Annotated in this window: 7 protein-coding genes; 6 read left to right on the top strand and 1 reads right to left on the bottom strand. The window is 72.4% G+C overall.

Going from position 1 to position 14,950, the window contains the following annotated elements; genetic code table 11:
• The first annotated feature begins 55 nt into the window (after window positions 1-55).
• Entirely contained in the window at window positions 56-3,703 is a 3,648-nt protein-coding gene (locus ACIG47_RS14635) for an ATP-binding cassette domain-containing protein (protein WP_397431635.1), read from the top strand.
• Window positions 3,704-3,718: 15 nt separating this feature from the next.
• Here the strand turns inward: ACIG47_RS14635 and ACIG47_RS14630 are convergent, their stop codons facing one another.
• On the bottom strand, window positions 3,719-5,206 hold the full coding sequence (locus ACIG47_RS14630) for an MFS transporter (RefSeq protein WP_397431634.1): 1,488 nt from the start codon (window positions 5,204-5,206) through the stop codon (window positions 3,719-3,721).
• A 46-nt stretch (window positions 5,207-5,252) separates the two neighbouring features.
• Here ACIG47_RS14630 and ACIG47_RS14625 point away from each other — a divergent pair, with 46 nt between their 5' ends.
• The 5 genes from ACIG47_RS14625 to ACIG47_RS14605 all read left to right on the top strand — a co-directional run bounded on the left by ACIG47_RS14625 (window position 5,253) and on the right by ACIG47_RS14605 (window position 14,928).
• Window positions 5,253-5,699, top strand: coding sequence for a GNAT family N-acetyltransferase (locus ACIG47_RS14625; RefSeq protein WP_397431633.1), 447 nt, complete (start codon window positions 5,253-5,255; stop codon window positions 5,697-5,699).
• Between the two features lie 296 nt (window positions 5,700-5,995).
• The gene (gene pulA / locus ACIG47_RS14620; protein WP_397431631.1) at window positions 5,996-11,524 is read left to right on the top strand and encodes a pullulanase-type alpha-1,6-glucosidase; all 5,529 of its coding nucleotides are present in this window, start codon (window positions 5,996-5,998) and stop codon (window positions 11,522-11,524) included.
• Between the two features lie 287 nt (window positions 11,525-11,811).
• Window positions 11,812-13,161, top strand: coding sequence for an extracellular solute-binding protein (locus tag ACIG47_RS14615; RefSeq protein ID WP_397431630.1), 1,350 nt, complete (start codon window positions 11,812-11,814; stop codon window positions 13,159-13,161).
• A 4-nt stretch (window positions 13,162-13,165) separates the two neighbouring features.
• A complete protein-coding gene (locus ACIG47_RS14610; RefSeq protein WP_397431628.1) occupies window positions 13,166-14,041 on the top strand; it encodes a carbohydrate ABC transporter permease in 876 nt (291 codons plus the stop codon).
• Entirely contained in the window at window positions 14,041-14,928 is an 888-nt protein-coding gene (locus tag ACIG47_RS14605; RefSeq protein ID WP_397431626.1) for a carbohydrate ABC transporter permease, read from the top strand. Before ACIG47_RS14610 ends, ACIG47_RS14605 begins: the two co-directional genes overlap by 1 nt.
• The last annotated feature ends 22 nt before the right edge of the window (window positions 14,929-14,950 follow it).

The raw sequence follows: 14,950 nt of genomic DNA, 5'->3' as shown, positions 1-14,950 counted from the left end.
CCGGTGCGAAAAAGAGGCAGGGACTGTCGGTGTCTCGACGTAGCCTCAGGAAACGATGATCGACGCGCCACAGACTCCCCAGACCTCGCCCGTTCCCGAGGCGTCGCCTCCCCCTGCCCGCGTGCTGACGGACGACCCTGCGCGCCGGCTGGACTGGCGCCGCCTGCGTGGCGTGGCCGCCGTGGTGGCGCTGCTCGCCCTCACCGCGGGCGCCGTCGGGCAGGCCCTGGGCACGGCCGCGGCCGGTCAGCTCGCGGCGCACGCGACCGTCGCGGGGTTGCTGCTCCTCGCCGCGTGCGTGGTCGGCGGCGCGGTGCTCGACGGCGTCGGCCAGGTGGTCTGGGCCGGTGTCGTGGACCGCGCCGAGGGCAAGCTCCGCAGCGACCTGCTCAGCGCCGCCCTGCGTCAGCCGCTGGCGACGCTCTCGGAGCAGGCCGTCGGCGAGGTGCTGGACCGGGTCGACGACGACACGCACGCCGTCGGCACGCTCGTGCGCCGCCAGCTCTGGAGCGCGGGCCGCACCGTCGTGGGCACGGTGCCGATGTGGATCGTCGCGGGCATCACCTGGTGGCCCGCCTGGTTCCTCTTCCCGGTGCTGGGCGTGCTCGTCGCGCTGCTGACCCGGCCGCTGCTCGGTGAGATCGCGCGTCGCAAGGTGATCGAGGAGGCCGCGTGGACCGACCACGCCGCCGCCTTCGAGGAAGCCGTTGCGGCTCGGAACGACCTGCGGACCAGCCTGGGGCAGGCGTTCGCGGTGCGGCGGGTCGCTCAGCTCTCGGCGGTCGTGCACCGCAAGTTCAAGGACGTGGTGCGCGTCGAGGAGCGGCTGCTGCGCCGGGCCGGCCTGGTGATGTACGCGTTGCTGGCCGGGACCGCCGTGGCGTGCGCGGTGGTCGCGTCCGGCGGTGGGCTGTCCGTGGACCAGCTCGTGACGCTCTTCCTGGTCACGGCCATGTTCGTGGGGCAGATGGACAACCTGGTGCACCACCTGCCGGACATCCAGGAGGGCCTCGGCGCCGTGCTCCGCATCCGCCAGATGCTCGCGGTGGAGCCGGAGCCCGAGGGCGGACGGGACGTGCCGGAGGGGCCGCTCGAGCTCGAGCTGCGCGACCTGAGCTTCGCCTACGCCGAGGGCACGTTCGCGCTGTCGGACGTCGACCTCACGGTGCCCGCGGGTGAGACCGTGGCCCTCGTGGGCCGCACCGGCTCGGGCAAGTCGACGCTGGCCGCGCTGCTCTCGCGCGCTGTCGAGCCCGAGCCAGGGTCGGTGTTCCTGGGCGGCGTCGACGTGCGCGACCTGGACCTGCAGAAGCTGCGCGGGGCCGTGGGCGTCGTCACGCAGCGCACGGAGATCCTTGCGGGCACTCTCGCGGAGAACATCGGCCTGTTCGCGGACGTGCCGCGCGACGACGTCGAGGGTGCCGTGCGTGAGCTGGGCCTGACCGAGTGGGTCGCGGGCATGCCTGACGGCCTCGACACCCTCCTCGGACCGGGCGGCACCACGCTGTCCGCGGGGGAGGAGCAGCTGGTCGCGTTCGCGCGGCTCCTCGTGCGGAACGTGCAGCTCGTCGTGCTCGACGAGGCCACGGCTCGTATGGACCCCCTCACCGAGGCGCGCGTCGTGGCCGCGTCCGACCGGCTGCTCACGGGGCGCACCGGCGTGCTCATCGCGCACCGGCTGGGCACCATCGAGCGCGCCGGGCTCGTCGCGGTGCTCGATCACGGGCGCGTGGTGCAGCAGGGACGGCGCGCCGCCCTCGCGCGCACACCCGGTCCGTTCCGCACGCTTCTGGAGGCAGGGGCGAGCGACGGGTCGCTCGACGGGGCTTCCAGCGACGACGGCGTGGCGGCTGCCGCGACCGGTGACGTCGCTGTCGATGCGGCGGAGGTGCGTGCTCAGGCTGTCACTGCGACCGCCGACGCCACCTTCACCGGTGCCGACGGGTCCGTTACCGACGGGGCCGACGCCGTCGGCGGCCGGCGCCGGACCGGGACCCCGCCTGACCTGCCGCAGCCCGGAACCGGCCCGAGTCTCGCGCGGGGCGTGCTGCACGCGCTGTTCGTGCGGCCGAAGTGGGGCGTGTTCGGTGCGGTCCTGTTCCTGCTGGCGAGCCTGGTCGCGGCGCAGGGCGCGGTCAGCGGCTACCTGTGGGGCCGCACGGTCGAGGAGGTCGGGTCGGGTGTGCTGCCGGTCGGCCTGCTCGTCGCGCTCGCGCTGCTGCTGATCGTGCAGCCGCTCTTCATCTCCCGTGCGCTGGGCGTGTACCCGCGCTGGTGGATCGAGATCCTGCTGCGTATCCGCATGTCCGTCATGCACGGGCAGACCCGGCAGTACCGGCTGCCGGCCACCCCGCCGGGCGAGGTCGTGGCCCGGTCCATGGACGCCGACCGGTTCGTGCGCTACGCCGACCGCTGGGTCGACTTCGTCAACGGGCTCCTGATCGTGGCGGCCACCGCGCTGATCAGCGGGACGTGGACGGCCGGCGCCGTGCTGCTGGCCGTCATGGTGGTCTCCGCCGCGGCGTCGGCCATCGGGCGGCCCATCGCAGGCCGGTCCGCGGCAGGCTCCTCGGCGGCCCGCGCCCGGTTCGGCCGCGCCCTCGTCTCGGCCCTGGACTCCGCGCGCACGGTGAAGCTCGCGGCCCGCACGCCCGACGTGCGCCGGCACCTGGGCACGGTGGACTCCGGCCGGGTGAAGGCAGCGATCTTCGAGCACCGGGTGCAGGCCGTCCTCGACTCGGTGCCGCTGGTGACGCTGTACCTCGGCGTCGTCGCAGCCTGGGGATTCCTGCTCACGGGCCGGTGGGACCTGGCCACGACCCTGCTGGTCGCCAACGCCGTCACCGGCTTCGCCTGGTTCGGCGTCGTGGCGGGCGCGGTCGTCACCGAGGCCCCGGGCACCCGGGCGTGGCAGGTCGCGACGGCCCGGTTCGCGGGCGGGGTCGACCTGGTGTCGCGGCAGCCGGGGGTGGACCTGGTGACGGGCGTCGCACCGGCGCCGGAGGCACCGCGCCGGGAGCCGCTCGACCGGCTGGACCTGCGCCACGTCACCGCCGTGCACGACGACGGCACCATCGGGGTCTCCGACGTCGACCTGGAGATCCGGCGCGGCGAGCTCGTGCTCCTTCTGGGGCAGGTCGGATCGGGCAAGTCGTCGCTGCTGTCCGCCCTGGCGGGGCTCATGGAGCACACGGGTCAGATCCGGTGGAACGGGACCGAGGTGACCGACGCCCAGGCGTTCCTGCGCCCCGGTCAGGTGGCGCACGTGGCGCAGGTGCCGCGCGTGCTGTCGGGCTCGTTCTCCGACAACGTGCAGCTCGACCACGCGCGCGACCTCGAGGGCCCGATCCGCGGCGCACGCCTTGCCCAGGACATGGCGGACGCCGGCGGCCCGCACGCCCTGGTGGGTCACCGCGGCGTCCGGCTGTCCGGCGGCCAGGTGCAGCGGCTCGCGCTCGCGCGGGCACTCGCCGCGGACACCGAGCTGCTGCTGGCGGACGACGTCTCCAGCGCGCTCGACGCCTCGACCGAGATCGAGCTGTGGGCCGCCCTGCGGGAGCGGGGCACCACGGTGGTGGGCGCGACGTCGAAGCGCGCCGCACTGGCCCGCGCCGACCGCGTGGTGGTCCTGGTCGACGGCGAGGTGGCCGACGTCGGGCCGTGGTCCGGTCTCGCGCCGAGGTGGGGTCACCTGGCGGGCTGACGCGGGCGGACCCGCCTACGCCGTCGGCGTGGGCGGGTCGACCCGCCGGGGCAGGGCGAAGACCAGCAGGAACGCCACCACCGAGAGTGCGGCGCTGGTGCCCATCGCCATGGTGGCCGCGTGGGCGAACGCGTCAGCGACCACGTCCGGTGTCGGGCGGCCCGGCGGGAACGTGAGCGACCCGAACAGCACGGAGCCGACGACGGCGATGCCCGCCGCCGAGCCGATGCGCTGCATCGTGCCGATCACGCCGGACGCGGCGCCGGCCTCGTCGCGGTCCACCGTGGCCACGATGAACTGGGCGTTCGGCGCGATGAAGAGGCCGCTGCCGATGCCACCGACCAGGAGCGGTGCCGCCAGGTGCCAGTGGTTCAGGTCGCCGGTCGGCACCAGCCAGAGCACCAGCCAGACGGAGACGAGGCCGAGGGCCACCATGCCGGTCCCGATCACGAGCACGCGCCGGCCCAGCCGGTGCGCCAGGCGTTCGCTCTGCGAGGCTCCCACGATCGAGCCGATGGCGAACGGGATGGACACCAGGCCCGATGCCAGGGCGGAGTGCCCGAGGCCCGTCTGCCAGAAGATCGAGATGGTGAAGAAGATGCTCGTGAACGCCGCGAAGTAGACCAGCGCGAGCACCACGCCACCGGTGAAGGCCGGGTGCGAGAAGAGGTGCGGCGGGACGAGCGGGCTGCGGCCGCGGTCCGCGACCCGGCGCTCCCAGAACGCGAACGCGACCAGCAGCAGGAGGCCCCCTGCCAGGGACGTCCAGGTCCACCACGGCCAGCCGGCGTCCTCGCCCTCGATGAGCGGCACGAGGATCGCGACCAGTGCCACCGTGACCAGCAGCAGCCCGAGCGCGTCGACGCCGCGGGCCGTGCCGCCGGCGACGATGCGGGGCAGCAGCACGATCGCGGCGACCACGGCGACCAGCCCGAAGGGCAGGTTGACGAAGAAGATCGAGCGCCAGCCCTCGTCGTCGCCGAACGCCTCGATGAGCAGCCCGCCGACGATCGGCCCGAGCGCCGTGGAGAACCCGATGGCCGCGCCCATCACGGCGAACGCCCGGCCGCGCGTGCGGCCCGTGAACATCAGCTGGATCAGCGCGGTCACCGCCGGGAAGAAGATGCCGCCGCACAGACCCTGGACCACGCGCGCCACGATCAGCTCGGTGGCGCCCGACGCGAGCCCGCACCACAGGCTCGCCAGCGTGAACCCGGCCAGTCCCACGACGAACACCCACTTGTGGCCCACCCGGTCGCCGACCCGTCCGGCGGGGATGAGGGCCAGGCCGTAGGCGAGCGCGTACCCGGAGATGATCCAGGACAGCGTGCCCTCCGAGGCGTCGAGCGACGTACGGATCGTCGGCAGGGCGACGTTCACGATGGTCGTGTCGAGCAGGGCCATCGAGACGCCGAGGATGAGCACCGCGAGTGCGATCCAGGAGCTGCGCGGGGCCGCGTCCGGGACGCCGTCGGGCGCCGCCGGCGCGGAGGAGGTGGTCACAGGAGGATCGTAAGCACCCCGACCGGCCCCACCTAGGGTTGGCGGCATGGATCTCACCTTCCGCGACGCCGTCCGCGCCGACCTGCGGCGCGTCGTCGAGCTGATCGCCGACGACGCCGTCGCCGCCCGCCGCACCGGAACCTACGGCGAACCGCACGTCCGCGGGTTCGAGGCCATCGTGGCGAGCCCGGACAACGAGCTGGTCGTCGCCGAGTCCGACGGCGAGGTGATCGGCGTCATGCAGCTCACCTACATCCCGGGGATCTCGCGCAACGGTGCGTCGCGCCTGCTGGTCGAGGCGGTGCGGGTCGACAGCGCGCTGCGGGGCCAGGGGATCGGCCGGCTCATGATGGAGCACGCCCACGAGCGCGGCCGGGCGCGGGGCTGTGTGCTGGCCCAGCTCACGTCGGACAAGCAGCGACCGGAGGCGCACCGGTTCTATCGGAGCCTCGGCTACGAGCAGTCGCACGAGGGCTTCAAGCTCCCGCTCTGACGCGGGCGGCATCGTCGTGACCGGGGGCAGGCCGGGATGCCGGACCTCGCCATCGCGCCCGACGTCCTCGGCGGTCGCGCCCTCGCGACCAGGGTGAGGGAACGTGGCCCGCGGGGGCCTGTCACGGGGAGTAGACAATGCCTACTCTCCGTGACGCAGCCCCGCGGGCCACCCTTGCTCCGGAGCCGCGCATCCGCAGTGCATCTTCCGGGGCGAGAGACCTTGCTGCAACGTTCTGCAAGCGTTACAGTCGCGCTCGGTTCACACTCGCGTTCCGGACGACGAAGGGGTCATCCATGTCTCGCACCGAGCGTCGGCGCCGGCCGCACGCCCGCCCGTTCCACACGTCGCGCGCAGCGCTTCGTGCGACGGCGGGGCTCGCCTCCGCCGCCCTGATCGCCTCGTCCGGACTCGCGGTGTCGGCGTCGGCGACCACCCCTGTACAGGAGACCGGCACGGCCGCGGTGCGGCAGGCGACCGGCACCGCCGCCGCGGACCGTACGGCGGCCCTCGTCGGCAGCCTCCAGGACGAGCTCGGCTGCGCCGCCGACTGGGACCCGGCGTGCCCCGCCACGGAGCTCGTGGCCCAGGGGGACGGCACCTTCGTGGCCGAGTTCGACCTCCCCGCGGGCACCTACGAGTACAAGGTCGCCCTGGACGACGCGTGGGACGAGTCCTACGGCCGCGACGGCGGCACCGAGAACGCCCCGCTCCACCTCGAGGGCTCGGCGCGCGTTCGCGTCACGTACGACGACACGACCCACCGCACCGCCCTGACCCCGCTCGGGCTGGCCGGCGACTACACCGAGGCGGACGACGCCCTCGTCCACGACCCCGTACGCCAGCCGGGCAGCGACGAGCGCTTCTACTTCGTGATGACCGACCGGTTCGCCAACGGCGACGCGTCGAACGACACCGGCGGGCTGGCCGGTGACCGGCTCACCACCGGCTTCGACCCGACGGACAAGGGCTTCTACCAGGGCGGCGACCTCGCGGGCCTGCGCCAGAACCTCGACTACATCGAGGGCCTGGGCACCACCGCGATCTGGCTCACCCCGAGCTTCCTCAACCGCCCGGTGCAGGGCTCCGGCAGCGACGTCAGCGCCGGGTACCACGGCTACTGGATCACCGACTTCACGCGGATCGACCCGCACCTGGGCACCAACGAGGAGCTGGCGGCGCTGATCGACGACGCCCACGCGCGCGGCCTCAAGGTCTACTTCGACATCATCACCAACCACACGGCCGACGTCGTCGACTACGCCGAGGGCACCTACGACTACGTGGACCAGGCCACCACCCCGTACCGGGACGCCGCCGGCAACGCGTTCGACCCCGCCGACCACGCGGGCACGGGCGACTTCCCCGAGCTCGACGCCGCCACGAGCTTCCCGTACACCCCCGTCGTCGACCCGGCCGACCAGGACGTCAAGGTCCCGGCCTGGCTCAACGACCCCACGCTCTACCACAACCGGGGCAACTCGACGTGGTCCGGGGAGTCGGTGACGTACGGCGACTTCAGCGGCCTGGACGACCTCATGACCGAGCACCCGCGCGTGGTGGACGGCTTCGAGGAGATCTACAAGGCGTGGATCGACCTGGGCATCGACGGCTTCCGCATCGACACGGTCAAGCACGTGAACTTCGAGTTCTGGGAGGAGTGGTCCGCCGAGATCGCCGAGTACGCCCGCGCGCAGGGCAAGGACGAGTTCTTCACCTTCGGCGAGGTCTACGACGCCGACGCCGCCAAGACCTCCCCGTACGTGCGCCGCACCGACATGAGCTCGGTGCTCGACTTCTCGTTCCAGTCGGCGGCCACGAGCTACGCCAGCGGCAACAGCGCCCGCCGCCTGGCCGACCTGTACGCCTCGGACGACCTGTACACGACGCCGCACAGCAGCGCCTCGGCCCTGCCCACGTTCCTGGGCAACCACGACATGGGCCGCGTCGGCTACATGCTGTCGGGCGCCGAGAACCCGCTGGAGCGCGACGAGCTGGCGCACGAGCTGATGTACCTCACGCGCGGCCAGCCCGTCGTCTACTACGGCGACGAGCAGGGCTTCGCTGGCACCGGCGGCGACAAGGACGCGCGCCAGAGCCTGTTCGCGACCCAGGTCGACGAGTACGCCGACCAGCCGCTGGTCACCGGCGAGCAGGCCGGCAGCACCGACCGCTACGCCACCGACGCGCCGCTCTACGAGCACATCGCCGCCCTCGCGGCCCTGCGCGAGGAGTACCCGGCCCTGGCGTCCGGTGCGCAGATCGAGCGCTACGCCGAGGACGGCGCCGGCGTCTACGCCTTCTCCCGCGTGGACCGCGAGGAGAAGGTCGAGCACCTCGTCGCGGCCAACAACGCCGCGCAGGAGCGCACGGTCACGTTCGACACGCTCACCCCGGGCGCCACGTACGCGCCGCTGTACGGCACCAGCGCCGAGGTCACGGCCGACGCCGACGGCGCGGTGACGCTGACCGTCCCGGCGCGCTCCGCGATCGTGCTCGTCGCCGACCGCACCGTGGGCGCGGACACCGCGGGTACCGTCACCGTGGTCCCGGGCACGAGCGCCCGGCCGGGTGCTGCGCTGAGCGGCGTCGCGCCGGTCGCCGCCGGCATCGACGACGCCTGGGCCGAGACCTCCTTCGCCTGGCGCGCCGTGGGCACCGCCGAGTGGCACGACCTCGGCACCGCCGAGGACACCTCGCCGCGCGTCTTCCACGACATCGCCGACGAGGCGGGCCTTCCGGAGGGCACCCTGGTCGAGTACCGCGCGGTCACCCGGGACGCCGACGGCGACCGCGCCGCGGCCAGCTCCTACGCGTCGGTCGGCGTGGACGTCAGCGGCGTCGTCGACGACCCCACGGACCCCGACGTCGACCTGGTGACCGTGCCGGGCTCGCACAACAGCGAGATGGGCTGCGCCGGCGACTGGACCCCGGACTGCGAGGCCGCGCGTCTCACCCTCGCCGACGACGGCACCTACACCGGCACGTTCGAGCTGCCCGCCGGGTCCTACGAGTTCAAGGTGGCGCTGAACGGCTCCTGGGCCGAGAACTACGGCGCCGACGGCGTGCGGGACGGCGCCAACATCGCCTACTCGACGGGCGGCGGCCCGGTCACGTTCACCTGGGACCCGGAGACCAAGGTGCCGTCCGTGCAGGCCGGCACCCCGGGCACGCCCGGCGAGGGCCAGCAGGCCGCGCACTGGGTGCGCCAGGGGCTCGTCCTGGTCCCGGCCGCCGGCTTCGGCTCCGGCGACACCTGGGCCCTGGAGACCGATGCGGCGTCGTACCCGCTGAGCCCGGCGGACGGCACGGGCGACGTGCCCGCGGACGTCGCCGAGGACTTCCCGCACCTGGCCGGCCACCTCGCCCTGGAGGCCGAGGGCCTGACCCGGGCCGCGGCGACGTCGGCCCTGCAGGGTGCGCTGCGCCTGACCCGGCACGACGGCGAGACCCTGACCGCCGCCACCGGCGTGCAGATCCCCGGTGTGCTGGACGACCTGTTCGCGACCGACCGCGCGCTGGGCGTGACGTGGCAGGGCGGCAAGCGGGCCTCCTTCGCGCTCTGGGCGCCCACGGCCCGCGTCGTGACGCTGCAGGCCTGGCCCGCCGGCCGGTCGCTCGACGCCGAGCCGCGCACCTTCGCGCTGACCCGGCAGAAGGACGGCGCCTGGACGCTCGACGGCGGCCGCGCCGACCGCCGGCTCGACTGGCGCGGCACCCGCTACCGCTACGCCGTCGAGGTGTACGTGCCGAGCACGGGCCAGGTCGAGACCAACGTGGTGACCGACCCCTACTCGGTGGGCCTCACGCTCGACTCGACCCACTCGGTCGCCGTCGACCTCGACGACACCGCCTGGCAGCCCAAGGTCTGGCGGAACACGCCCGCACCACGGGTGGAGCGCGCCGTCGACCAGACCATCTACGAGCTTCACGTGCGTGACTTCTCCAGCTCCGACGAGACCGTGCCCGAGCGCCTGCGCGGCACCTACGGCGCGTTCGGCATCAAGGGCTCGGACGGCATGAAGCACCTGCGCTCGCTCGCTGACGCCGGGCTCACCACCGTGCACCTGCTACCCACCTTCGACATCGCGACGATCCCCGAGGACCGCGCCGACCAGGCCATGACAGGCGACCTGTCGGGCTTCGCGCCCGACGGCACGGAGCAGCAGGCCGCCGTCGGCGAGGTGCAGGGCAGCGACGCCTTCAACTGGGGCTACGACCCGTACCACTTCATGGCCGCGGAGGGCTCCTACGCGGTCGAGGCCGACGGCGGGGCGCGCGTGGCCGAGTTCCGCTCGATGGTCGGCAACCTGCACGGCGCCGGGCTGCAGGTGGTGCTGGACCAGGTGTTCAACCACACCGCGGCCTCGGGTCAGGACCCGAGGTCGGTGCTCGACCGCGTGGTGCCCGGCTACTACCACCGGCTCAACGCGACCACGGGCGCCGTCGAGACCAGCACCTGCTGCCAGAACGTCGCGACCGAGCACGCCATGGCGCAGAAGCTGATGGTGGACTCCGTGGTCACCTGGGCCCGCGACTACCACGTGGACGGGTTCCGGTTCGACCTGATGGGGCACCACTCCCGCGAGAACATGGAGGCCGTCCGGGCGGGGCTCGACGCGCTCACCCTGCGCCGCGACGGCGTCGACGGCAAGAGCGTGTACCTGTACGGCGAGGGCTGGGACTTCGGCGAGGTCGCGGGCAACGCCCGGTTCGAGCAGGCCACGCAGGGTCAGCTCGGCGGCACCGGCATCGGCACCTTCAGCGACCGCCTGCGCGACGCCGTCCACGGCGGCTCGCCGGTCGACGGGTCGTCGCTGTTCACGCAGGGCTTCGGCACCGGCCTGTTCACCGACCCGAACGGGCGGGACGCGCGGCTCGATGACCCGGCGACCGTCAACGACGGCGGCGACGACGAGGCCGCGGACCTGGCCCACCAGACAGACCTGGTCAAGCTCGGGCTGGCCGGCAACCTCCGGTCCTTCGAGGTCACGACCGCGACGGGGGAGCAGGTCCGGGGCGACGAGCTCGACTACCGTGGCGCGCCCGCGGGCTACGCGGACTCGCCGGAGGAGGTCGTCACGTACGTCGACGCCCACGACAACGAGACGCTGTTCGACCTGCTGACGCTCAAGCTGCCGGCAGACACGTCGATGACCGACCGCGTCCGGATGAACACGGTCTCGCTCGCCACGGCCGCGTTGTCGCAGTCGCCGTCGTTCTGGCACGCGGGCACCGACCTGCTGCGCTCCAAGTCCCTGGACCGCAACTCGTTCGACTCCGGCGACTGGTTCAACACCATCGACTGGTCGGGCCAGGACAACGGGTTCGGGCGCGGCCTGCCGATGGCGGCCGACAACGAGGACAAGTGGCCGTACCAGCGGCCCCTGCTCGCCGACGCCGCGCTCAAGCCGGATGCCGACGACATCGGGTTCTCCGCGGCTCAGGCGCGTGAGCTGCTGGAGCTGCGGCACTCGACCGAGCTGTTCCGGCTGGGCTCCGCCGACCTGATCCGCGAGAAGGTGACGTTCCCCGGGTCCGGGCCGGACGCCGTGCCCGGCGTCATCACGATGTCGATCGACGACCGGGCGGGCCGGACCGACGTCGACCGCACGCTGGACGGCGTGCTCGTGGTGTTCAACGCGTCGCCGGACGAGGCGTCCGTCGAGGTGTCCGAGCTGGCGGGGCGGGACTACGCGCTGTCGCGCATCCAGGCACGCGGCGGGGACCCGGTGGTGCGGGGTACCGCCTGGGACGCCGCGACGGGCACCGTCACGGTGCCGCCCCGCACGGTGGCGGTCCTGACGGACCCCCGGGGCCGCTGAGCGGCCTGACCGGCCTGACCGGCCTGACCGGCCGCTGAGCAGCCGCTCATCAGGCGGGCAGCGACCGTAACCCCGCCCGTTACGGTCGCTGCCCGCCTGATGAGTGGCCGCTCACCAGGCGAGCGGGCGGGGGCAGGAAGGGTTGGGAGGGGGCGGGATCGGCGGGCGGGGGTGACAGCGCTGACAATTCCTCGGCGGAGTCCCTTGACTCGGGCCCGCCAGGGGTGAATCGTGTGCGTCAGTTGGTCCGGCGGCGTAGCCGGGCTCGCACGACGCAAGGGAGCTTCATGCGCACGGCACGATTCCTCATCGCACCCGTCACTGCAGCGGCACTCGCCCTCTCGCTCGGTGCCTGCGGCTCCGGTGGAGGCGGCTCCGACTCCTCCACGATCAAGGTGGCCTACCAGAAGTTCGGCAACTTCACGCAGGCCGACGAGCTGTTCAAGGACGTCAAGGCCGACTTCGAGGAGGCCAACCCCGGCATCACCGTGGAGCTGGTGCCCATCGAGGCGCAGCAGAACGACTACTTCACCAAGCTCGCCCTCATGAACCGGTCGCCCAGCACGGCGCCCGACGTCATGTACGAGGACACGTACATGATCAAGTCCGACGTCGAGGCCGGGTACCTGGCGCCGCTCGACGACTACCTGGCCGAGTGGGACGAGTGGGACCAGTTCGTCGACAGCGCCAAGGAGGCCGGCGCGGGCGACGACGGCAAGACCTACGGCGTCTCCATGGGCACCGACACGCGCGGCCTGTGGTTCAACAAGGACGTGCTGGCCAAGGCGGGTCTGCCGGAGGACTGGGCGCCGAAGTCGTGGGACGAACTGCTGGATGCCGCCCGGGCCATCAAGGAGTCGGACCCGGACGTGGTCCCGTTCAACATGTACTCCGGCAAGCCGCAGGGCGAGGCCGCCGTGATGCAGGGCTTCGAGATGCTCCTGTACGGCACCGGCGACACCCTCTACGAGGACGGCAAGTGGGTGCTGGGCTCGCAGGGCTTCGTCGACAGCCTCGACTTCATCACCACCGTGTTCACCGAGGGCCTGGCGCCGACGCCGCAGCAGGCGCTCGACACCAACATCGGCAACACGGTGCAGGCCGAGTGGCTGCCCGAGGGCAAGGTCGGCATCGCGCTCGACGGCTCCTGGGTGGCGGGCAACTGGCTCGAGTCCGGCGTCGCGCCGTGGCCCGAGTGGTCCGAGAAGATGGGCACCGCGCCCATGCCCACGCAGGACGGCGCCGCCCCGGGTGCCGTGAGCATGTCGGGCGGCTGGACCCTCGCGATGGGCTCCGGCTCCAAGAACCCGGACGCCGCGTTCGAGTTCATCTCGATGGCGCTGAACCGCGAGAACTCCCTCTGGTTCGACGTCGCGAACAGCCAGATCGCCGTCCGGACCGACGTCGCCGAGGACCCGGAGTACACGAAGACGAACCCCACCACGGAGTTCTTCACCGGCCTGGTCGACGTGACCAACTTCCGGCCCGCGACGTCCGACTACCCGAAGGTCTCGAACGAGATCATGGTCGCGATGGAGGCCGTGATGACCGGCCAGCAGACGCCGGAGGAGGCGGCTGCCGCCTACGACGAAGCGGTGATCGGCATCGTCGGCGAAGAGAACACGGTCCAGGGCTGACCTGATGGCCGTCACGTCCCGCGGCGTGGCGCGAGTGGTTCCGCTCGCGCCCGCCGTCGTCCTGCTCGCCCTGTTCATGCTCGGCCCCGTGGTGTGGTCGTTCTACGGTTCGTTCACCAACGCCGCCCTGACCGGGCCCGCCGCCCTGAGCCCGGAGTGGATCGGGTTCGACAACTACGCCGCGCTGATCGGTGACCCCGACTTCCCCAAGTCGCTGTGGCTCACCGTCGTGTTCGTGTTCCTGTCCGCCGTGGTGGGGCAGAACGTCATGGGCATCCTGCTGGCCGGCCTGCTCCGCTCGGCGGTCAAGCCGGTGCGCTCGATCGCCTCGACCGTGGTCGTCGCCGCGTGGGTGCTGCCCGAGATCGTCGCGGCGTTCGCGGCGTACGCGTTCTTCCACTCGGAGGGCACGCTCAACACGCTGCTCGGCGGCATCGGCATCACCGGACCCGACTGGCTCTACTCCACCCCGATGCTCGCGGTGATCCTCGCCAACATCTGGCGCGGCACGGCCTTCTCGATGATGGTCTACTCGGCCGCCCTCGCGGAGGTGCCGCCGGAGCTCACGGAGGCCGCCCAGCTCGACGGCGCCAACGGGCTGCAACGGCTCACCTGGGTGACCCTGCCCGTGATCCGGCGCAGCATCTCGACCAACCTGATGCTGACCACGCTGCAGACGCTCTCGGTGTTCACGCTCATCTACGTGATGACCGGCGGTGGACCGGGCACGGACAGCTCGACCCTGCCGATCCTGGCCTACCAGGAGGCGTTCAAGTTCGCGCAGGTCGGCTACGGCACGGCCATCGCGACCGTGATGATCATCGTGGGCGGGATCTTCTCCGTGATCTACATCCGCGCGCTCCGACCGGAGGTGGACTGATGGCGGACACTCTGACGAAGCCCGCGGCGCCGGCCCGCAGCGGCGGGCTCGGCACGCTGGCCGCACCCCGCGGCACGGCCACCAAGGTGGCCGCCAACGTGGTGCTGCTCGTGATCGCCCTGTGCTTCGTGCTCCCGATGGCCTGGGTGCTCGTGGCGTCCTTCGACGCGGAGGCGACCCTTTCCTTCGGCCTGCCCGACGCCGTGACCACCGCCAACTTCGCGGCGATCATGACGCCGGAGCTCACCTGGCTGCCGCTGTGGAACGCGTTCGTGCTGTCGGCAGGGTCGGGGGCGATCACGGTGGTGGTCGCGGTGCTCGCGGCGTACCCGCTGTCGCGGTACAGGATGCGGTTCGGCAAGTACTTCCTGTACTCGGTGCTGTTCGGCACCTGCCTGCCGATCACGGCGATCATGGTCCCGGTCTACGCGCTGTTCGTGCAGCTCAACCTGCTCGACTCGCTGCCCGGAACCATCTTCTTCATGGCGGCGACGTCGCTGCCCATGGCGATCTGGATGACCAAGAACTTCATGGACTCGGTGCCGATCTCGCTGGAGGAGGCCGCCTGGACCGAGGGGGCGTCGGCCATGCAGGCGCTGCGCCGGGTGGTGCTGCCGCTCATGCGGCCCGGCATCGCCGTGGTGTTCATCTTCGTGTTCGTGCAGGCGTGGGGGAACTTCTTCGTCCCGTTCGTGCTGCTGCTCTCCCCGGAGAAGCAGCCGGCGGCCGTGAGCATCTTCGCGTTCTTCGGGCAGTACGGGTCGGTCGCCTACGGGCAGCTCGCGGCGTACTCGCTGTTGTACGCGGCGCCGGTGCTCGGTCTGTACGTGCTGGTCACCCGCATCTCGGGCTCGGCCTTCGCCCTGGCAGGCGCGGTCAAGGGCTGAGGCGCCGGGCCGGGTAGGCCCG

Origin of the sequence: Promicromonospora sp. NPDC052451, assembly GCF_044547525.1 — a bacterium.
Classification (GTDB): domain Bacteria; phylum Actinomycetota; class Actinomycetes; order Actinomycetales; family Cellulomonadaceae; genus Promicromonospora.
This window is presented reverse-complemented; position numbering and strand designations above follow the sequence as displayed.

What these genes read in the sequence shown, in the direction of transcription:
- ACIG47_RS14635 (WP_397431635.1), top strand. Translation starts at nt 56, where the DNA reads ATGATCGACGCGCCACAGACTCCCCAGACCTCGCCCGTTCCCGAGGCG.
- ACIG47_RS14625 (WP_397431633.1), top strand. Translation starts at nt 5,253, where the DNA reads ATGGATCTCACCTTCCGCGACGCCGTCCGCGCCGACCTGCGGCGCGTC.
- pulA (WP_397431631.1), top strand. Translation starts at nt 5,996, where the DNA reads ATGTCTCGCACCGAGCGTCGGCGCCGGCCGCACGCCCGCCCGTTCCAC.
- ACIG47_RS14615 (WP_397431630.1), top strand. Translation starts at nt 11,812, where the DNA reads ATGCGCACGGCACGATTCCTCATCGCACCCGTCACTGCAGCGGCACTC.
- ACIG47_RS14610 (WP_397431628.1), top strand. Translation starts at nt 13,166, where the DNA reads ATGGCCGTCACGTCCCGCGGCGTGGCGCGAGTGGTTCCGCTCGCGCCC.
- ACIG47_RS14605 (WP_397431626.1), top strand. Translation starts at nt 14,041, where the DNA reads ATGGCGGACACTCTGACGAAGCCCGCGGCGCCGGCCCGCAGCGGCGGG.